This window comes from Gluconobacter sp. Gdi, from assembly GCF_014132155.1.
Classification (GTDB): domain Bacteria; phylum Pseudomonadota; class Alphaproteobacteria; order Acetobacterales; family Acetobacteraceae; genus Gluconobacter.
In genome coordinates, this window is sequence record NZ_BLJQ01000017.1 from 14376 (window position 1) to 33856 (window position 19481).

Genomic DNA, 19481 nt, shown 5'->3' on the forward strand with positions numbered 1-19481 from the left:
AGGTTTTCATCTTCGTAATAGTTAGAACACTCAAAGTAATCACGCCTCTTTGATAACACCCGAAACCACAGTATGCGACGCTCCTAAGTCCTTATAATATATAGATATTTCATAACAAGTTTATTTTATATATCTAAAAAGTATGGATAGCACCAATTTAAGCGAATGGATGTTAGGACATTTCTCTTCCAGACAATGCGCCAGGCAGTCCGTGAGAAAGACGGATCTAAGAAAAAAACCAAGCGCACGCGGAATGACAAAATCCGCGAAGGAGAGTTGCAATGATTATTTCAGCAGCGACGGATTACCGAAAAGCAGCCGCTCGGAAAATCCCTCCTTTTCTGTTTCATTACATTGATGGAGGATCATATGCGGAGCATACGCTGAAACGAAATACTGCAGACCTTGCAGATCTCGCTTTAAGACAGCGTATTCTTCGCAACGTCTCTAACCTGGATACTTCTACCGAAATATTCGGACGTAAGCTTGCTTTTCCAGCCGCGCTTGCCCCGGTGGGGCTAACAGGTATGTATGCCCGTCGCGGCGAAGTTCAGGCAGCACGGGCCGCAAGCCGCAAAGGTATCCCTTTCACCCTCTCCACTGTATCAGTCTGTCCAATCGCGGAAGTGCAAGCCGCAGTTCGAGAACCAATCTGGTTCCAGTTGTATGTGCTCAAAGACCGTGGTTTCATGCGTGATGCCTTGGAGCGCGCAAAAGCAGCAGGCGTAACCACCCTCGTCTTTACGGTAGACATGCCAACACCGGGGGCGCGCTACCGCGATGCTCATTCAGGCATGTCCGGCCCGCTGGCTAAATGGCGTCGCTATGCTCAGGCGGTGACACATCCGCAATGGGCTTGGGATGTTGGTTTGCGTGGACGCCCGCATGATCTGGGCAATATCTCGACATATCGAGGCACCCCCACTGCGCTTGAAGACTACATTGGTTGGCTCGCAGGTAATTTCGATCCGTCAATAAGCTGGAAAGACTTGCAGTGGATACGTGATTTCTGGGAAGGACCAATGATCATTAAGGGTATTCTGGACCCTGAGGACGCGAAAGACGCTGTAAAATTTGGGGCAGACGGTATCGTTGTCTCCAATCATGGTGGACGGCAACTTGACGGTGTCCTTTCAACCATTCGTGCCCTTCCTCCCATCGCAGATGCCGTCAAGGGTGACCTGAAAATCCTTGCTGATTCAGGAATTCGCAGCGGTCTGGATATTGCTCGAATGATTGCATGTGGGGCTGATTCCGTCCTGCTGGGGCGCGCCTTCGTTTACGCTCTCGCAGCAGCAGGAGAGCGCGGCGTCGCGAATGTGCTGGACATCATCGAAAAAGAACTCCGTGTTGCGATGATTCTGACTGGCGCACGCTCGATCTCGGAAATCACCTCCGACAGTGTTGAGAAACTTGCGCGAGAACGCTGATCCTTCAAAGCCCCATAAATACTTCATCACGGCATATCGCGCGAAATAATAGACGCGCGATTACCAAATAATACATCAAAAATAAATATAATCTGTGAATAACACGGAATATTACTGTCATGTTTCATGATTTTACCCAAGATCTTCCTGCGTCGTTATCCGTTGTTAGGACAAAAAGACGCTCCGGGACCATTTGGTACGCAGGTGCAATGCTCTTTATCGCCCTAATGGCCACCAGTTCTGCTGAAAGTGCGCCTGATACAGCTTTAATCATGCGACAGCACCCAGGAACGAGCTTTCAGACGGACAGAAATACGCCGTTCCATTCCGACGCAAAAGCATCACACACCGTGGCGGCACCCACCAAAAGGACCGAACATCTTTCCGACCCTAATCAGCTTGAAAGCCTTTTTAATACTGAAAGCCTGTCTGCACTCCTCAATCGCAGAGATGATGCCCTGCGGGAACGTGACCTCTCTGCGGGGTATTTCGTACCTGCTCAAGCATTCGGTAATCTGGTTCCACAAGTAGCTCCCGCACGAACGTGGCTTGCTAAACGGGGCTATACATTTCAGTTCGCTTATAAAGGGGAAGCCTTGGCTAATGTAAGCGGCGGTCTGAGCAAAGGCATGTCGTATGCTCATGAACTGACGCTGGTGAATAATTTCGATCTGGGCAAGCTGCTAGGTCTGAATGGATGGATCCTACATGGCGTTTTAATGGAACGAGCAGGTCGGCAGATCAGCTTTGATCACGTCGGCGAGCGGCGAATTCTGCTGTCTGAAGTCTACAGCCTTTCCGGCCATATGGCGGCACATCTAGCAGACTTCTACGTGGAAAAATCTTTCCGTCACAACAGCATCAATATCAATCTGGGCCGCCTGACCCTCACACATACTTATGGCACATCTCTGCTCTTATGCACCTTCATGATCCAGTGCTCAGCCCCAGTAGGCATTAAAAGCGTTCAAGGGTGGAGCGTCTATCCGAAGGCAACATGGGGCGGCACGATCCGTCTGCGTCCAACACGCGATCTGACGTTAAGAACAGGTGTTTACGCGTCCTCCGTCCTGACATCCAATCCATCAGGATGGGCCTGGGGCAGTGAGAAGCAGACTGGCGTCATGCTTCCCATCGAGCTGACGTGGGAGCCTTTTATCGGCCCACGAAAGCTGCCGGGCCACTACAAACTCGGCTTTGGCCACGATACCAGCGGTTTTACGGACATGATTGGCTCGGTCCCCTCCTCGATGGCCCTCCGATATGCGGTGCAAAGGCCTCAGGCACGCGACACATTTTATATTGAAGCCGACCAGATGATTTATCGCAGCCACGGCCTGCATCAGATGGCAGGAGGCTACCTGATGGCGGGTTACATTCATAATACACCGCAAGTTTCGGTCTTTTCTGATCAGTTTTATGTTGGAACTTCGCTTCTCGGCATCATTCCTTTCCGCCCGCTCGACCGCTTTGGGGTGATGTATTCATATTATCAGATCAGCAAACGCCTGACACTCGGGCAGCACCTTCTTCAGGACGCAGGTCTGCCGTTCCCCACAGGGGTAAACGGCCCTCAGACGCATACGGCAACACTGGAGGCCTATTACGGAGTTCCCATTATGCCCGGTCTGCTCTTTCAACCCTCTTTTGAATATCAGATGCGACCGGGAGAAACGTCAGTCATTCCGAACGCAACGGTCATCGGCATCAAAGTTATCGGCAATCTTTAATCCCCCCGCATCCAGGGCCGGAAATCGGCATGGATAAGCCTTATCGACACGAAGTCAGGAGAATAAATCCATGTCCCCCTGGAAGCAGATATACGATCCAGCCGGAAATATTATAATTTCCAGTCTGGTTGCTTTGATACCGATTGCATTTTTCTTCGTAGCGTTGCTGGTGCTTCGCATGAAGGGCCATATCGCCTGCACCATCACGGTGGTTCTCACGGCCCTCATAGCCGTACTATTCTACGGAATGCCGATACCCTATCTGATCGCGACGGGATTATACGGCTTTCTCTATGGCTTATGGCCTATTGCGTGGATCATACTGGCTGCAGTCTTCCTTTATAAACTTTCGGTCAAAACCGGATACTTCGACATTATTCGCTATTCAATTGTCACAGTTTCCGACGATCAGCGCATTCAAATCCTCCTCGTTTCTTATGGCTTTGGTGCTTTTCTCGAAGGCGCTGCCGGTTTCGGCGCTCCGGTTGCGATCACGACAGCGCTCCTGGTCGGTCTTGGGGTGCCACCGCTTTATGCGGGTGGACTATGTCTACTCGCTAATGCTGCGCCTGGCGCGTTCGGGGCAATGGGCATTCCAGTCATCGTCGGAGGTCAGGTTATTGGTGCGGATCCATTGCTGATCTCTCGGCTTGCGATGCCCATGCTTGCTGCCCTCGCGTTTGCCATCCCTTTCCTTCTGGTGATGATAGTGGATGGGCTGCGCGGGCTAAGAGAGGTCTGGCCGATCACCCTCGTTGCAGCACTGACATTTACCATTACACAGACCTTGGTGGCTGTTTTTGTAGGACCTGAACTTCCCGACATTGCTGCGGCTTTGGCAACACTCCTGGTCATCCCTCTCTTTTTGAAGTTTTGGACGCCAGCGAACAGTTTTCGTTTTCCTCAAGAAAGCAAAAATACACCCGTCCCTGGTTCTGAAAAAAATTATAGCAAAAACGAGATTATCCGTGCCTGGATGCCATTCGTTATCTTGACTGCACTTGTCGCCCTCTGGAGCATTGCGCCTTTCAAAAACCTCTTCAAACCAGTTGGTCTGCTTGCGTCCTCTGTCATCACATTTCCCTTTCCTTATCTTCATGATCTGATCATCAAGATGCCGCCGGTCTCGATCGAGCCTTCACCGTTTCACTCGGTATTTAAGCTTGATCTGATTTCCTCAGTCGGCACGAGCATCATGCTGACTGCGATCCTCTCGACATTCGTGCTACGTGCACGCCCCCGGGATGCGGTAGTGATCTTTCTGCAGACACTGAACGAACTGAAAATCCCGATCTATTCTATTGGCATGGTCCTCGCCTTTGCTTATCTGGCGAATTATTCCGGTCTTTCCGCGACGCTTGCCCTCCTGTTCGCCGCAACAGGCCCAGCTTTTACGTTTCTTTCTCCAATCCTTGGATGGCTTGGCGTCTTTCTCACAGGATCTGACACATCCTCGAACGCCCTATTCGGAGGATTACAAGCCGCAACAGGTCAGCAGATCCACGTCAGTGGTCCACTTCTCGTTGCTGCCAATGCTGTTGGTGGCTCAGTTGGGAAGATGATCTCGCCCCAATCGATCGCCGTCGCCTGTGCAGCGGTAGGGATTGTTGGAAAAGAAGGGGAAATGCTCAAATTCACACTGAAATGGAGCATCTTACTCGTCTTGATGGTCAGTTGCCTGCTTTCAGCAAGAGTCTATTTTATTTCAGAAATCTAATTTAGTATTTTTTTGAAGATACAGTATAATTGATCGAGCCAAGGATCCTTGGCCCAATCAAGGCTGTTGCGGCGAGATAGATGACTGAGAAGAAGACGCTAGGGCATCTGTCCTAGCGGGTTGCGACCCGCCGCTAGTACCTCAGGATTTATTATACGATAGCAATAATACTCTCCCATGGTTGAATACGGATGGCGTTGCCTTGAATCTGTTTTCTATCCATATTGCTGGCAATGACGCGCTTTACTGTTTTTCTCTCAGGGAGGGAGAACGTTTTTTCGTCATTAGAGAAGTTCAGAACAATCAGGGCTCTGTTTGTGGAATCTTCCCGGATATAGGCGTAGATCGGTGAATCATCCGGCGAAATGTCTTGGTAGGTTCCATGGATAAGAACTGGAAACTGCTTCCTGGTGCGGATCATTTTTTTATAAAAAGAAAGTACGGATCTGGGGTCAGAAGATTCTGTAGAGCAGTTGATTGTACGGAAATTCGGATTAACGAGCATCCAGGGTTTTACCGAAGAAAACCCAGCGTTAGTCCCTTCATTCCATTGCATGGGTGTGCGGGTATTGTCGCGCGTCGTTGCCGCCAGATTTACAAGCATTTCCCGAGGGGAAATGTGTCCCGACTCAACCTGCAAGCGCCATTCGTTATGCGCAAATACATCGTCGAACTGATCGATCGATCTGAACGGAAAATTGGTCATTCCAATCTCCTGTCCTTGGTAGATAAATGGTGTCCCGCGCAGGGAAAGCATCATCGTTGCCAGAAGTTTTGCCGAACGATCTCTGTATTGGGGAAGTTGCGAGCCATACCGTGACACCGAGCGTGAGTAGTCATGGTCTTCCAGCCAGACAACAGGCCACGTCCCGGGGTGATCGTCAAAACTGTTGTCACGATTGAATGCGCGCAAATCACTTAGATGAAAAGTGCCCTTACGCCACGCATCGATATTGTCTTTGATCTGAAAGTCAAAGCGAAATCCGGATGAAAGCTCCTTGTTTCGTGAGTCTGTAATACGAGCATATTCATCGCGGCTCACGCCCCAGTTTTCTCCCACCGAATACAGTTCTGTATTCTTGAAAACATGCTCGTACATGTCTTTCAGATAGAAACTGAGCCGATCTCCATGATCGGCAAACGTCTTTCGTGCAGGAATTTCTTCCGCCGTAAGATCGTACAGCTTCTCCGGTTTTGCGATGAAAGTAATCGCATCGAACCGGAAACCATCAACACCTTTGTCGGCCCAGAACTTCAGGATCGCGTAAAGTTCAGCACGAACTTCAGGATTTTCCCAGTTCAGATCCGGCTGCTGCGCTTCAAACGAGTGCAGATAATACTGGCCTGTCTTCTGATCCAGTGTCCAGGCCGAACCTCCAAACTGCGTCTGCCAATTCGTGGGCGGCCCACCATTTTTCCCATCGTGCCAGTGATAGAAGTTGCGGTAGCGATTATCTCTGGATGATCTGCTTTCTACAAACCAGGCATGCTGGTCGCTCGTATGGTTGAAAACCATATCGAGAATGACACGAATTCCCAGTTGCTTAGCGCGTGCCAGAAAGGCATCGAAATCCTTCATGGTGCCAAAGTCCGGCATGATCTTGCGATAGTCTCGCACGTCATACCCGTTATCGACATTGGGAGAGTCGAAGCAGGCCGCAACCCAGATTGCGTCAACGCCCAGTTCCGCGAGGTATTCCAGCCTGTCCTTCATCCCGATAAAATCCCCGATGCCGTCAGAATTTCCATCCTGAAATGAGCGGGGATAAATCTCGTAGAACACACTGCTCTTCCACCATGGCATACGGGGTTGAGCAGGCGTGGATGCAGATGCTGTCGCCCAGAATCCAACAGCCAATGGCAATAAGCTTCTGCGGCTCAAATCGATGCCGGTCATGGAAGGCTCCTAGGGGAGTGTGAAAAGAAAATGATCCGCTGCCGTCAGAGGGGCTTGGGCAGCGGATATCATCAGACTGTCTTCACCAGACTACGTCGGTTGTTTCGATCCACTTCTGGATGGAGGTGTGCTGAGGCGCCCATCCGAGCAGCAGCCGTGCATTCACGGCCCGCACCCGACTGTTGGAGCCAATGGCAAAGCGGGCCCAGTCACCCAGTTCAGCAATGGCGTCCTCTGCTGGCCAGCTTTGCGTCTTGCCCTCAAAGCCAAGCGCCTTGCTGATGGAGGTCGCGATCTCGACGAAAGATGCTTCACCATTCTCTGCGTAAAAGTAAGAGGCTGACGGTGCTTTTTCCAAAGCCAGTCGATAAAGTTCTGCAAGGTCACGGATATGAACGTTCGACCAGCGGTTCAGCCCCGTTCCAATATAAGCGCCGGCAGCGACTTTCCGCGACTGGGCGTAAAGTTTGGGAAGCTGATCACTCTTTGCCGGCAGTCCAAGAGATTCCCCGTAGATCATTGTTGGGCAGAAAACGATCGTCCTGATTCCGTCGCGCACCCCAGCAATCCGGACGATTTCATTGATTTCAACGCGATCCTTACGGATGTCCATCGGGACGAAAGGGGTATCATCCGCGAAGATATCCGGTCGCTCATAGGCTCCCCGCGCATCATCACCGACGACGCTCGATCCGGATGTGTGGATGAAGGCCTTGCCGCTGCCTTTCAGAGCTTCGAGAAAGGTCTGAACAGACGCAAGATGATCAGAGTTGGCCGCATGAATGACAGCGTCTGCCGCTTTGGCCTCTTCCGCTATAAGAGCAGCGTCATCCAGCGATCCCCGAACGGGCGAAATACCAATCTCCTGCAGAGCCTGTGCCTTGTCGGATTGACGCACGAGACCACGGACTTCATGGCCGAAGTCGGTCAGATAGCGGGCAACGGAACCGCCAATATAGCCGGTCGCACCCGTAAGAAAGATTTTCATGGTTCACTGTCTCCAGAAAGTTTGGATAGCTTCGTGAAACTTGCTCCCTGCAAGACGAATGAACTAGAGAACATGAATTCACAGTCGCTATGAATTCAGGGCACAGATATGTTGAGGGATGTTAACCGGTCGGGCGAAATGGAAGTGTTCGTGGCCGTTGTGGAGGCCGGATCATTTTCCGAAGCCTCGCGTCGGCTCGACATGTCACCGTCCGCCGTTAGCAAGCTGACGTCACGTCTGGAAGCGCGGCTGGGAACGCGGCTTCTCAACCGATCGACCAGGTCCATTGAGTTGACGGCAGAAGGGGAGCGCTTCTATCGCGAGAGTCAGTGTATTCTGGAGCAGATGACGGCGCTGGAAGATGGTCTTTTGCATGAAATGCCCCGGCCGACGGGAGACGTTCGGGTCAACATGAACCTGCCTTTCGGTCTTCAGTGCGTGCTTGATCTTTTGCCCGGATTCCTGGCCTGCTATCCGGGAATCCGGCTCGCTGTAGATCTCACGGATCAGGTTGTGGATCTTGTCGAGCATCATGCCGACGTCGCCATTCGCATCGGTCCGATGCGGGATTCAGGGCTTCTGCAGCGCAAGCTCATGGAAACGCATTTCGTTACCGTGGCGGCTCCGTCATATCTGGAAAGCCATGGCATTCCTGAAACGGTCAATGAACTGGAAAAGCATAACTGTCTGACGTTCGCATTCCGACGACAAACGCCGGAATGGAAGTTCCGCGATGAAACCGGACAGCCACGAACCTTCGCCCCAAAAGGCAATCTCCTTTTGGGAGACGGAGAAAGCATGCGCCGTCTGACGCTCGCAGGCGCCGGGATCGCACAGCTTTCACTGTTTCAGGTTCAGGAAGACCTCGCTGCGGGGAAGCTTGTCCCTGTGCTCGAAAGATTTGCCGCGCAGGAGCTACAAACTGTGCACGCCGTCTTTATGGGACCAAATCGTTATATGCCGCAAAGAGTCCGTGTCTTTATCGACTATCTGGCCGCAAATCTCCGATCCGGACATCACATTGCCAGAGACATGAAAATTGCACGGTAACGTCCGCTAGGCATCGGCATAGTTGTCTGACTTGGCGTAACGCCGATCGTCAGGAAAGTTTGGTAATCCGCCGCCTCTGTTCAGAAGGCTGGATAAGGAAGATGCCTTTTATCTCCTGATTGGGCTAAACTCGCATTCACGTTATCAACAATGCCGTTGCCAACCTTTCGGATGACTTCGGACAAGGGCTGATCGGGATGACTGCGGCATTCAAGCTCCATCCTGATAAAGAAGCTCTGGGTAATCTGCGCCATGAGCATTTCCATATGATCCATACGAAGCGAGGCAAACTCTGTCATATACGGCTTCATTATATTCATTGCCGAAATGACTCTGCTTCGCGCTTCCGGCATATTGGGAGATGCTGCGTCCTTGGTCGCGTAGTTCAGATAAGTCAAACATGGGGTGGATGGTACAAAGATTGTCGTGTCTGATGCTGCTGCTGCTGTGCCCCCAAGTGCAAGCTGTAATACCGCTAAAAACAAACCTCTCAAAATACGCATTCGATATACTCACCAAAAAAAACATAAGAGCCTGACCGGCCGCACTATTCTGCGCCGATAATGATCGCTTCTATCTCTCACATGATTTCATCATGCGGTTCCTGAGAGAAGTAGCATAGTACTCCATTACGATCTAACGTGCCTAGCCGAGCCGCATCCGCTTCTCGAAAGACTGAGAGGTCTTCTTTTTCGGGGGAAAACACAGTCGGGTAATAGTAAGAATTTTATCGAATTGGTCACAATAACAAAATCGTCTTTTGTCGTTGTCTTCGATCCGGACAAAAGTAAGCAGTTCTGATAAAACTTCTATTACGCTCTACAGTCTGCCCAGTCGCGCAAGGTCAGAAGACCTGGATGCTCACGACGGAGACCGGCAATATCAGCATCAAACCCCTCGCGTGCGATCCATTCGAACATGAGGCGGAAATCCTCGGGTAACCGCGCGCAAAGCAGTGCTGGCATCTTGAAGGACAGTGTAGGGCGCAGACCTGAACGACGGAGGACGGATGAGGCAGACTGCAAGGTGACAGTGTCGCCCGCCAGTTCAATACTTCGTCCAGAAAATTGCTCGGGCCTTTCGAATGCTTCAGCAGCGAACCACCCGACATCCTGAATCGAAACAAGTTGCATGGACTGTTTCGGGGCGAGATAGGTTTTCATCATCGAAAGCATTGTCGTGCGGAACACAAAGGTGGAAAAATTTTCCATGAAAGCCGCTGGCCGAAGAATAGTCGCATTGAGACCGAGTGACACGATATGCTGCTCAATGGCCCACTTACTTTCAAAATGAGGCACCCTACTCTGGCGTTCTGCTCCGCCGACAGAACACTGCACGAAATGACGGACACCGCTTTCCGCAGCCAACGTCGCCAGTAATTTGCCCTGACGCTCCTCTCCCGACGGCCCGATTTTCATGGGAGATTGGACGGACAGCACCCCATGGACACCTCGAAGTGCTGCCCGAAGGGACTGCTCGTTATCCAAGTTGCCCTGTCTCAGTTCGACCCCGAGCTTTGCCAAAGCAGTAGCTTTTGGAGCCTGCGGGTCACGAACCAGTGCTCGAAGCTGCCATGGTCCTGCGCGACGCACCATTTCGTGAATGGTAGCGCCGCCCTGTTGCCCGGTCGCACCTGTGATCAGGATAATTGGCTTTGACATGGTTGTCCCCTCGTTGAAGGACGACAATATGCCGTTCCGCTTGTGAAGAGCAGATATCTTATCGTAGACGTTGCGTCCCATTTATGGAACGTTCTGCAATGAACTCTGATGATCTTGGTTGCTTCATACATATTGTAGATTCCTTGAGTCTCAGTGCCGCTTCTCGCACAACAGGCATCCCAAAATCCTCCCTCAGTCGAGCGCTGCTTCGCCTTGAAGAGGTCATTGGAGCGAAGTTGTTTGAACGCAGCCCGCAGGCTCTCCGGCTGACGGAGGCAGGACGGATGCTTCTGCCCTATGCGCGTCGGGTTATGGATGATTTAAATGAGGCGAAAGCGGCTCTGGATGGTGTGACAGGACAGCCACGAGGTATCTTGCGGATCAATGCTGCAATGACTTTTGCGCTTGGCCTTGTCGCTCCAATGCTTCCTGATTTTCTCAAACGTTTTCCCGAATTGTACGTGCACTTCGATACGGAAAACCGCGTTGTGGATTTTGCTCGGGAGAATGTGGATATAGCCATCCGTATCGGCGCCCTGCCCAGCTCAGACCTAATTGCGCGCAAACTGGGTCACATCGCGTTATGGCCATGTGCCAGTCCCGCATATCTTGCTCAACGAGGCCCCTTGGATACGCCAGCACATCTGACCAATCACGTCCTTCTCGGATGGACTGATCGACCCACGATATGGCGGTTCCAGGACGCGCAGAAACACGAGCATCGCATTCCTGTTCCCGTTGGCTCCGTTGTGCCTGAGCCCGCCGTATTGCAGGTCTTGCTGGAACACGGTGCTGGAATTGGACGCTTGCCTGATTTTCTCGCTCGACCAGCCATTGAACGTGGAACCTTGGTCAGAGTCCTTCCAACATTCACAACAGAAACCGTGGAAGCGCATGCTGTCTACGCCGCGCACCGAAGCCTTTCCTCAAAAATCCGCGTTTTCATTGACGCGCTACGGATGCACCTCTTGCAGCAAACTGAGGCGCAAACAGGTGACGATAAGCCACGGTAGCGAGGCGCGCACTTCTTGATTGAACGTGTCGGGGTTTTAAGTTCCGGACCATGGGTTATCTGTTAAGAGACATTGCCGCTCATGATCCAGAGGACTTTTCCACTGGAGTGTGGAATGCAGCCTCGGCGGATTGTAGAAATTTTTGATGATGCGCGTGATATCCTGCTCGACTTCCTGACGTGTGCTCCAGGCCTGTCGTCACAGAAGTTCCGCTTTCAGGGTTTTGAAGAAGCTCTTAGTTACAGCATTATTTCAGCAGCTTCCCTTTCTGCTCATGGACACGAGAAAGCCATGAGCAAAAAGGGACTGACGGTACGCCTCTGAACAATACTGACTGCCACGATCCGCATGATGGATGCTCCCTGGTAGTGTCTGACGCAAGGCAAGAGCGCGTTGTAACGCTGCGGTGGCAAGATCTGCGGTCATACGGACCTCAAGGTTCCAGCCGATGCCTCTTCGTAAGAAGAGGTCCAGCATCACCGCTAGGTAAACCCAGCCTCCACGTGTCCAGATCTCTGTGATGTCCGCTGTCCATTTCTTGGTTATGCTGTTGTGGAGAAGTCCTGTCCCAGAAGGCTGGGTTCAATACTGTGCCTGCGCGAACTTGTCGTGGTCACTTTGAAGCGCCGCGTTCGGGCAACCCGGATGTCAGTCTCCCGCATCGGCCGTCCCACACGACGATGTCCAGCAGAAAAGCCACAAGTTCTGAGGCCCTCTGACATGCGGGGACGTCCGTAACTTCACCTGCTCTGCTCGTGAACGGTGCGGATATGGACCATCAGAGCATCATCCCCTGTTCTGCGGGCACGAACCGGGCGACATCACGCTCTTAAACCTCGGTCGCTGACACCAAATAGCCGACAGACCCGTTCGCGTGAAAGCGGACCGTGATACCGCGCAATGAACGCAAACCTCACGATCTTTGGTTCCAAAAGAACTGTGTCGTCTCTTTTAGCAGAAGGTTCTCACGACGTAATCTCTCATTCTTACGCAATAACGCCGTATGATCCGTTGTGTAAGCAACGACAGTGTCGTGCTTCTGGGCATCACGGATCCATGTCTTCAAGGTCGACCAATCCCCAGGTCCTCGGCAATGCGCTCTCGCGAAAGATCACTGCTCAGAGCAAGACGGACTGCCTCGTCTCTGAACTCAGTTGTGTAAACTCGTCCCATTCCAACTCTTCTTCACGACCTTCTTCGGTCTTAAAGGTCCGGAACTAAACCGCGACACGTCCATCTATTCGGTGGACCTGGACCCGGTCCCATCGGAGACACAGCGTTGGCTCCCCGGGATAGGTTCAACGTCAAGGCCATCGGGATCGGAGGCTCTGGACGTCACGCCCGTTGAGTTTTGATGAACCCTTGAGGCGTTTTGCGTAACCTTAAAAAGATAAAAGGGTAAGCCTTAGCCTTTTTTTGAAAATCGCCCCCTCTTCACCCCCTATGTCCGTTAATTTACATTATCGGACATAGGGGGTGGGGCACAAAAAAGACCCAAAAAGGTCTTTTCGAGGCGTGTTCCACAGACGCTCATGCAAGGACAACGTCTGCTGCCGGAAAGACTGCCTGATCGTCTCTGGCCCTCTTTGCGAGAGACATTCCAACTCACGCAGGTCTGTAACTATTCTGAGGCTCGCGGCTGACTTGGGGGGGGAAGCAGATGGTCGGCTATGAAAATGATTGGCGGTTAGATGCTCTTTAATTGGGTTGATACAATTAGGGACTTCTCTTATTATATTACAACAAATTTATGAATAGCTGCAATGCAGGAATTTTTTATGGTCGGATTTTCTTTTCCAGAAACAAATATAGCTACCTCCGAAATTACAAGATTATTTGATTTTGTTTGGCCAACAGCCATCGCTCTTTGGAATCTGCGTTGGCAAGTAGATGGTTTTTTAAATGCAGTTCCTAACGCTACATATGAAGATGTCGCATCCAGATTCGTTGTGGGCAGCGATATTCATGGAGCAGATATTCGAGCCATGCATACGAATACAACTTGGATAGACCAGAAGGCGCGTTTTTCAGAATTTATTTTGACTAACGCTTTTGCAATTTATGAGAGTTGGGCAAGAAGCATGATTGCTTCTTCAAATATCTCCACTATGAGTGATCGAAATTTATATCAGGAGGGGGACGGAGTTTCATCGGGTCTTTCAGTTTTTATTTCTCAAGTTAACGCCTCACCATCGTCTGTTATGACCGCTTCCTTCAAGCCCCAATTTTTGAAGCATAAGAAAGTATTCATTCCTCAACAAGGGAACATGCTTAAGTGTTACAAGTATTTTAAGGAACTTAGGAATTGCCACATTCATAATGGAGGGAAAGCCGATCAAAGACTTCTAGATTCATATAATAATTTCCATCTGGTATCATCCCCATCGGCAATGCACACAAAAGAAAGAATTGAATATTATCCCGTAACTCTTGGTGAAAAAACGGAATTAAGCTTACGAGGTGTCGTTGGTTTTTGTGATATAATTTTACGTCTAATGATTACTATAGATGCACAAATTTCGGGATCGAAAGCTGCTGAAGTATCCATTTTGTCTCAAGTAAAGAAATGTAATTCCCCCGTCAGATTAACGCTTAATTCAGACAAGAATAGGGCCATTGGTCAAATCAACAAACTCTGTAGAAATGCGAACCTACCAAAACCACTTATGACAGAAATGGTATCTAAACTTTTTATTGATAACGGATTAGTTAGTCGATAATTATAATTTTGGGAAGATTTAGGATGAAATTATCTAAACGTGACTTAGAAAAAGAAATATTCCGCCGCGCTTCTCCATTGCTGGAACTCTTATATGGAAAATTTGAATGTGATGAAAGCCAAACGGATAAACCCGATTTTGCTATTGATATTCTAAAGCCCAAAAAAAGTTTAGGTCGTCTCAAAAAGCTGCGCATCGGAATTGAAATCACTACAGTAGATGATGAAGAATTTTCAGCGTATACAAATGATAAGAAATTTGGTGCAGAAGCGATTGAAAAACATCAAACTGCAATATTATCCGGAGAATAAGAAGATATATGGCCAGAAAAAGATATGGCTGTGACAATATCTTCGAATTATATTTATGATGGGATCTTCAAGAAACTTGAAAACCATAAAAAATATGGACAACTTGGAGATTATGATGAATTGATTATTGTATGTTTTAGTGAAATGGTTTCTTTAAATGAAACACTATTCACTGACCATTTAAATGAATATAAAAATTACTTGTTGAGTTCGGCAAATTTTCCATTTGATAAGGTAATTTTTGTATCTCTCCGTGGTGGAGACCCGGTTAGAATCTACGATAAAAAGAAAAAATTATTATCAACGTCTATCATTCCAAGTAGTGAGTTAGTAAAGAGACATTCACCACAGATTATGCTTCCGATTGGGAAAACGGTTAACTTGCGGGATTCCTTTAAAAAATCTCCTGTTGTTCCCCCAAGAGCCAAAAGAACATGATGCTATTTGACATAGTCGAAACGGGGGAATCGTATATATTCAAGTGAACGATGGATCTATACATATAGTTTTTGCCGCCAGGGTCGCTCTTGGCGAGATAGAAGCTTAATGACGTCTATTATAGCGCGGCGCGGAGATAGAAATGTAGGTTTTCTCCATAACACGGTTTCTTAAACTGCTTCGATATGCAGACGTGCGGAATGCGCTTGAACCGACGGTGGCATTATCAATTGTCGCAAACTGTCCGCTAACGGGGACACAAGTCGTCGTTCTCTATGTCAGGGATGAGGCGTAAGCAGCAGGTCTGCTTACGCCTTCTTTATCGACGTTATCGGGGCCGTGTCAGCTTCCGCAAAGCGCGCGCGCGTCATGGCCTACAAAGATTGTTCACTTGAGGATTTCGTTGAACTCGAGGACGTTCTTGTCCGGATCGCGAATGAAACAGACAATGCGTCTGTCATGCCCCATCCGGACTGGCCCCTCCGTAATGACGATCTCTTCCTGGTCCAGCCAGCGCACCAGATCTGCCATGCTCTCTACAATGAACGCCGCGTGCGTATAGCCCGGGCGTTTGACAGGAACGTCCATCAGAACGTTTCCAGCCGGGTCTGGCACGCCATTGAAAATGAGATGGATACGAAGTCCGGATGGGTGGTGTAGGCCACAGGCTTTCACGGCCGGAGCGAACTCTTCCGGATCGCGGATGAAGCCGAATTTGGCATAGAACCGTTCAGAAACGTCGAGATCTGTCACGCGAATGCCGACATGATCGAGCTTCAGGTGCGCAAAGTTCATTGCCCGCATCCCGTTTCCAGGCCAGCCACGGTTTTCTGGAGTGGGACAAAGCCCTTCAGGTTCTCCACACGGTGCAACCAGACAGCAATCGCGTCATATCCCGATAGATCAACATTTCCCTCAGGTGCTCTTGCGATATAGCTGTAGAGAGCGACGTCCGCGATCGTGGGCTGCTGGGTTTCTGCGATCCAGGTTCTGTCCTTCAGGGCCTGCTCGATCACTTTGAGTGCGTCATGAGCGCGCTGGATGACCTCTGTCGTATCAAAAGATGCGCCAAAAACTGTTACTAGCCGTGCAGCGCAACATCCATACGCAATCTTTCCCGCTGCTACAGATAGCCAGCGTTGCACTTCGGCCTCCGTTACTGCGTTCTCGGGCAGCCAATGAGACGGACCGACTTTCCGTGCCGCATAGACAAGGATGGCATTGGAATCCGGAATAATGATGCCGCCATCTTCCAGGATGGGAATTTCCCCGAATGCATTCAGCTTCAGGAATTCCGCGGTCTTCTGCTCACCTGCGGCAAGGTCAACAGGCTTCAACTCATGAGGCAGGCCGGCAAGAGAGAGAAAGAGATGCGCTCGATGCGCATGTCCCGAAAGAGGATGATAGTAGAGTTTCATGGGAACTCCCGAAAGAACGACTGAACAGGAGCATTGTCTTTCCACGGGATGAGGTGTGCGATAATCCCTTAAAAATGCACTTCAATATTGCGGTTTACGCTCATAATCAACTGAGTTGCAGGAGAGACCTCTGATCGACCTTCAGACATTACGGATCTTCATGGCTGTAGCCGATCAGGTCAGCTTTGTCGGAGCTTCCCGGAAACTAGGTCTTTCCGCCACCACAGTGACCCGGACGATCAGAAGCCTGGAAACTACCCTCGGGCTCTCCCTGTTCAACCGTACAACGCGATCTGTTCATCTGACGACCGAAGGTGCGGAGTTTCTGGTCCGGTGTCGTGCGGCGATTTCCGACCTGGATGATGCGGTCGCTGTTGCACGAGGCGCGGGGACGGAGCCTCAGGGGATATTATCGATTACCGCTCCGGTTGTTTTCGGGCGACTACATGTTCTTCCCGTTGTCACGGACCTTTTGAAAGCCTGGCCACAATTGACCATACGGCTCTTCCTGACAGACCGTGTTGTTCATCTTGTGGAGGAAGGGATCGATCTCGCCATCCGGATTGCCCCGCCGCAGGACAGTGCCTTGAAAATGCAAAAAATCGGCGAGGTCCGGAAAGTCTTTGTCGGCAGCCCGGCTTATCTGGCACAGCACGGAGAGCCACAGAGCCTTGAGGATCTCGCGGCGCACAGTCTCATCGATATCGATGAATATGCGACTGGACATTCGGAATGGCGACTGGGTGGAAAGAATGAACCTTCAGTAAGAGTTTCACCCCGCCTCTACGTCAATAGTGTCGACGCGGCCCTTGCGGCTGCCAGAGACGGCCTCGGTATTACCCGAGCGTTGTCGTACCAAACCCACGATTTTATCGAAAAAGGACAGCTTTGCAGGGTTCTGGCAGATATTCCTACGTCTGCCTTACCTGTCTTCATGCTGTTTCCTGCCAGAGAACGCCAGTCCGTTAACGTTAGGATGTTTCTCACCGCCATGAAAAAACGCTTCATGACAGATAATTTCTAAAAAGCACGCCAATCACAAATCGCTTTCGAATAGGGCGCAATAAAACGTAGGACACTGTTAATGATCGGATGCACACGGCATATAGGTCACATCCCGTAACGGACCGATCATCTTCTCTGCTAAACTGCCTGGTGTTCAGTAAACAGCAGCAGACAGGTTGCTTGCGCCTAAATGTCGGACATTCTTACGCAAGTTAAATGATGCCTAAAGCGGACAACCCCTTGGTTATGCCCTGAGCGAAGAAAATTTTATTGAATAAATGGTATGACTTGGCGCCCGATTTCTTCAGGACACTCATCTGGAGCAAAATGTCCGCAATCCTTTAAAAGGCCAGAACTTAGTTTGGTTGTAACGGGCGTCTTCATTTCCCGTGGAAAATCTGCGACACCATGATCTCCTCCGAGAGCCAAAACAGGCATAGGAAGCCGAGACTGCGCGCGTAATTTGTTGTCAGCAATCGTCTTTGGGAAGGCTCGGTAATATGCCATCTGGGGGCGGATTGCGTCTGTCGATCGATAGACACGGGCGTAAGCATCCAGCGCAATCCGCTCCGGATGAGCAGCCCAGTGACGGAACAGGTAAGCCATGAAGGGCTTCTCGCGACCCTTCAAAAGCATCTCGGGGAGTTCCGGCTGCTGGTTAAACATGAACTGCCAGAAAAATGCGCTTTGAGATTGCGACATAAAAACTTCTGGCTCGTGTTTCAAAAGGCCAGGGATGATGGCTTCAACCAGTATCAGGCGTGATACGCTATCAGGATGGTCAGCAGCCATGGCATAGCCGATCCACATGCCGATATCATGCCCCATGACGGCGTAGTGCGAATAACCGATCTTTTTCATCATGTGATCCAGTCGGGTCCCGACTGTACCTGTGTCATATCCGTCCAGTGGACGGTCAGAGCTTCCCATTCCGGGGGGATCTACTGCGATGACGTGATGGCCTGCCTGAGCCAACAATGGCATGACTTTTCTCCAAGCGTACCATGTCTGGAGCCAGCCTGGAATCAGCAGCACTGGGGGGCCCGACCCACCTTCAACATAGTGCAGATGGACGCCATCAACCGTCTGGTCCTCTGAGTGGAAGTTGGGCGGCAGTTGCTGTCCAGCATGGGCTTTTTGGGTTGAAAGCAGACCCAAAAGCAAGGCTGCGACGAACCCCAGATAAAAGTCCATGGTCAATGTTCTACGCCTCTGATTCAGTCCTACAGACATTTGTCTCTCCTGTTCTTTGTCGGTCGACAAAGAAATCCATACCTTGCTCTGATCGGTCAAGTGAATTATTGGTTGGTCATTAAAGAATGAGGCAGACCATGGCAGGCAGACCGCGTGAATTCGACCGGTATGAGGCGCTTCGCAAAGCCCGTGATCTCTTCTGGTCACAAGGCTTTGAAAGCACGTCCATGGCCGATCTTGTCTCGGCATTGGGGCTCGCGTCAGCCCGGCTCTATGCGGCTTTCGGCTCTAAAGAACAGCTTTTCCGGGAGGCGGTAGAGGATTACGAAGCGCATGAAGGCGGCTTTGTAGAGCGCATTCTCGCAGAAGAGGCGTCAGCGGTTCGCGCGATAGAACGAATATTTCGTGAAGCCATCGCCCTCTATACACGTCCGGAAGGGCCGAAAGGTTGCATGGTCGTCGTAGCCGCCACGAATTGCTCTGCAGCGAATGAAAAAATCAGTTCATGGCTGGCAGATCAGCGTCTACATCAGACACTGACACTAATCGAGCGTATGGCGAAAGCTAAAACAGCCGGAGAATTCAGGCCGGATTGCAATACGGAAGCCCTCGGAGATGCAGTTGCGACTTTTATACATGGCCTTTCCATTCAAGCGCGAGATAATGTCCCTGTTGAGCGCCTGAATCAGTCGGCGGCGCTCATGATGATTTTGGTCGAGCAGCAGACACTCTCTGGTTAATTCCGCATACAGACGTGACGGTATGAGGACTTTGAATTTGAGACGACAAAGTAGGAAAACCGACGGCAGTCGCCTCAAGTGAGACATCGAAGTGGGGATGTTGGCTGCCCGAAAGCAGACGTTTTTAGGTGAACCGCGATAGACCGCATTTGGAACTTTGGTGGGGGGC

At 50.5% G+C, this 19481-nt stretch carries 17 protein-coding genes and 1 pseudogene; 10 read left to right on the forward strand and 8 right to left on the reverse strand.

What is annotated here, in order from left to right; genetic code table 11:
• The first annotated feature begins 281 nt into the window (after window positions 1–281).
• The 3 genes from lldD (at window position 282) to JN414_RS15060 (ending at window position 4877) form a co-directional block, all read left to right on the forward strand.
• Window positions 282–1430 (forward strand): FMN-dependent L-lactate dehydrogenase LldD, encoded by a 1149-nt coding sequence (gene lldD / locus JN414_RS15050; protein WP_202208612.1) that lies wholly within the window; start codon window positions 282–284, stop codon window positions 1428–1430.
• A 209-nt stretch (window positions 1431–1639) separates the two neighbouring features.
• Window positions 1640–3160 (forward strand): carbohydrate porin, encoded by a 1521-nt coding sequence (locus tag JN414_RS15055; RefSeq protein WP_237390108.1) that lies wholly within the window; start codon window positions 1640–1642, stop codon window positions 3158–3160.
• A 70-nt stretch (window positions 3161–3230) separates the two neighbouring features.
• Window positions 3231–4877 (forward strand): lactate permease LctP family transporter, encoded by a 1647-nt coding sequence (locus JN414_RS15060; protein WP_202208613.1) that lies wholly within the window; start codon window positions 3231–3233, stop codon window positions 4875–4877.
• 151 nt (window positions 4878–5028) lie between these two features.
• Here the strand turns inward: JN414_RS15060 and JN414_RS15065 are convergent, their stop codons facing one another.
• Window positions 5029–6774 (reverse strand): alpha-amylase family glycosyl hydrolase, encoded by a 1746-nt coding sequence (locus JN414_RS15065; RefSeq protein WP_308469053.1) that lies wholly within the window; start codon window positions 6772–6774, stop codon window positions 5029–5031.
• Window positions 6775–6856: 82 nt separating this feature from the next.
• A complete protein-coding gene (locus tag JN414_RS15070) occupies window positions 6857–7762 on the reverse strand; it encodes an NAD-dependent epimerase/dehydratase family protein (RefSeq protein ID WP_202208614.1) in 906 nt (301 codons plus the stop codon).
• A gap of 108 nt (window positions 7763–7870) precedes the next feature.
• Here JN414_RS15070 and JN414_RS15075 point away from each other — a divergent pair, with 108 nt between their 5' ends.
• A complete protein-coding gene (locus JN414_RS15075) occupies window positions 7871–8812 on the forward strand; it encodes a LysR family transcriptional regulator (RefSeq protein WP_202208615.1) in 942 nt (313 codons plus the stop codon).
• An 80-nt stretch (window positions 8813–8892) separates the two neighbouring features.
• Here the strand turns inward: JN414_RS15075 and JN414_RS15080 are convergent, their stop codons facing one another.
• Together JN414_RS15080 and JN414_RS15085 are read right to left on the reverse strand one after the other, a co-directional pair.
• Window positions 8893–9315, reverse strand: coding sequence for a hypothetical protein (locus tag JN414_RS15080; RefSeq protein ID WP_202208616.1), 423 nt, complete (start codon window positions 9313–9315; stop codon window positions 8893–8895).
• 309 nt (window positions 9316–9624) lie between these two features.
• On the reverse strand, window positions 9625–10473 hold the full coding sequence (locus tag JN414_RS15085) for an NmrA/HSCARG family protein (protein ID WP_202208618.1): 849 nt from the start codon (window positions 10471–10473) through the stop codon (window positions 9625–9627).
• A gap of 98 nt (window positions 10474–10571) precedes the next feature.
• Here JN414_RS15085 and JN414_RS15090 point away from each other — a divergent pair, with 98 nt between their 5' ends.
• Window positions 10572–11486, forward strand: coding sequence for a LysR family transcriptional regulator (locus tag JN414_RS15090; protein WP_202208620.1), 915 nt, complete (start codon window positions 10572–10574; stop codon window positions 11484–11486).
• Between the two features lie 36 nt (window positions 11487–11522).
• Here the strand turns inward: JN414_RS15090 and JN414_RS15095 are convergent.
• Window positions 11523–12659: pseudogene (locus JN414_RS15095) on the reverse strand (IS3 family transposase).
• A gap of 605 nt (window positions 12660–13264) precedes the next feature.
• Between JN414_RS15095 and JN414_RS15100 the strand changes: the two are divergent.
• The 3 genes from JN414_RS15100 to JN414_RS15110 are packed head-to-tail and all read left to right on the forward strand — an operon-like array spanning window position 13265 to window position 14955.
• A complete protein-coding gene (locus tag JN414_RS15100) occupies window positions 13265–14206 on the forward strand; it encodes a hypothetical protein (protein ID WP_202208622.1) in 942 nt (313 codons plus the stop codon).
• A 23-nt stretch (window positions 14207–14229) separates the two neighbouring features.
• Window positions 14230–14517 carry a hypothetical protein gene (locus JN414_RS15105; protein ID WP_202208624.1) on the forward strand — a complete coding sequence of 96 codons (288 nt, stop codon included), beginning with the start codon at window positions 14230–14232 and terminating at the stop codon, window positions 14515–14517.
• Between the two features lie 24 nt (window positions 14518–14541).
• On the forward strand, window positions 14542–14955 hold the full coding sequence (locus JN414_RS15110; protein WP_202208626.1) for a hypothetical protein: 414 nt from the start codon (window positions 14542–14544) through the stop codon (window positions 14953–14955).
• A 387-nt stretch (window positions 14956–15342) separates the two neighbouring features.
• Here JN414_RS15110 and JN414_RS15115 read toward each other — a convergent pair whose 3' ends face one another.
• Together JN414_RS15115 and JN414_RS15120 are read right to left on the reverse strand one after the other, a co-directional pair.
• Window positions 15343–15750, reverse strand: a complete 408-nt coding sequence (locus JN414_RS15115; RefSeq protein ID WP_202208628.1) for a VOC family protein — start codon at window positions 15748–15750, stop codon at window positions 15343–15345.
• Entirely contained in the window at window positions 15747–16373 is a 627-nt protein-coding gene (locus JN414_RS15120) for a glutathione S-transferase family protein (protein WP_202208629.1), read from the reverse strand. Before JN414_RS15120 ends, JN414_RS15115 begins: the two co-directional genes overlap by 4 nt.
• A gap of 115 nt (window positions 16374–16488) precedes the next feature.
• On the opposite strand from JN414_RS15120, the gene JN414_RS15125 reads away from it, so the two are divergent.
• Entirely contained in the window at window positions 16489–17397 is a 909-nt protein-coding gene (locus JN414_RS15125) for a LysR family transcriptional regulator (RefSeq protein WP_202208630.1), read from the forward strand.
• A gap of 248 nt (window positions 17398–17645) precedes the next feature.
• Here JN414_RS15125 and JN414_RS15130 read toward each other — a convergent pair whose 3' ends face one another.
• Window positions 17646–18611 (reverse strand): alpha/beta fold hydrolase, encoded by a 966-nt coding sequence (locus JN414_RS15130; RefSeq protein WP_237390110.1) that lies wholly within the window; start codon window positions 18609–18611, stop codon window positions 17646–17648.
• Window positions 18612–18709: 98 nt separating this feature from the next.
• Between JN414_RS15130 and JN414_RS15135 the strand changes: the two genes are divergently transcribed.
• Window positions 18710–19312, forward strand: coding sequence for a TetR/AcrR family transcriptional regulator (locus JN414_RS15135; RefSeq protein ID WP_202208631.1), 603 nt, complete (start codon window positions 18710–18712; stop codon window positions 19310–19312).
• Window positions 19313–19481 lie beyond the last annotated feature (169 nt).

Excerpts from the sequence above, each read along its gene's own strand:
- lldD (WP_202208612.1), top strand. The coding sequence starts at position 282 with ATGATTATTTCAGCAGCGACGGATTACCGAAAAGCAGCCGCTCGGAAA.
- JN414_RS15055 (WP_237390108.1), top strand. The coding sequence starts at position 1,640 with ATGCTCTTTATCGCCCTAATGGCCACCAGTTCTGCTGAAAGTGCGCCT.
- JN414_RS15060 (WP_202208613.1), top strand. The coding sequence starts at position 3,231 with ATGTCCCCCTGGAAGCAGATATACGATCCAGCCGGAAATATTATAATT.
- JN414_RS15065 (WP_308469053.1), bottom strand. The coding sequence starts at position 6,774 with ATGACCGGCATCGATTTGAGCCGCAGAAGCTTATTGCCATTGGCTGTT.
- JN414_RS15070 (WP_202208614.1), bottom strand. The coding sequence starts at position 7,762 with ATGAAAATCTTTCTTACGGGTGCGACCGGCTATATTGGCGGTTCCGTT.
- JN414_RS15075 (WP_202208615.1), top strand. The coding sequence starts at position 7,871 with ATGTTGAGGGATGTTAACCGGTCGGGCGAAATGGAAGTGTTCGTGGCC.
- JN414_RS15080 (WP_202208616.1), bottom strand. The coding sequence starts at position 9,315 with ATGCGTATTTTGAGAGGTTTGTTTTTAGCGGTATTACAGCTTGCACTT.
- JN414_RS15085 (WP_202208618.1), bottom strand. The coding sequence starts at position 10,473 with ATGTCAAAGCCAATTATCCTGATCACAGGTGCGACCGGGCAACAGGGC.
- JN414_RS15090 (WP_202208620.1), top strand. The coding sequence starts at position 10,572 with ATGAACTCTGATGATCTTGGTTGCTTCATACATATTGTAGATTCCTTG.
- JN414_RS15100 (WP_202208622.1), top strand. The coding sequence starts at position 13,265 with ATGGTCGGATTTTCTTTTCCAGAAACAAATATAGCTACCTCCGAAATT.
- JN414_RS15105 (WP_202208624.1), top strand. The coding sequence starts at position 14,230 with ATGAAATTATCTAAACGTGACTTAGAAAAAGAAATATTCCGCCGCGCT.
- JN414_RS15110 (WP_202208626.1), top strand. The coding sequence starts at position 14,542 with ATGGCTGTGACAATATCTTCGAATTATATTTATGATGGGATCTTCAAG.
- JN414_RS15115 (WP_202208628.1), bottom strand. The coding sequence starts at position 15,750 with ATGAACTTTGCGCACCTGAAGCTCGATCATGTCGGCATTCGCGTGACA.
- JN414_RS15120 (WP_202208629.1), bottom strand. The coding sequence starts at position 16,373 with ATGAAACTCTACTATCATCCTCTTTCGGGACATGCGCATCGAGCGCAT.
- JN414_RS15130 (WP_237390110.1), bottom strand. The coding sequence starts at position 18,611 with ATGTCTGTAGGACTGAATCAGAGGCGTAGAACATTGACCATGGACTTT.
- JN414_RS15135 (WP_202208631.1), top strand. The coding sequence starts at position 18,710 with ATGGCAGGCAGACCGCGTGAATTCGACCGGTATGAGGCGCTTCGCAAA.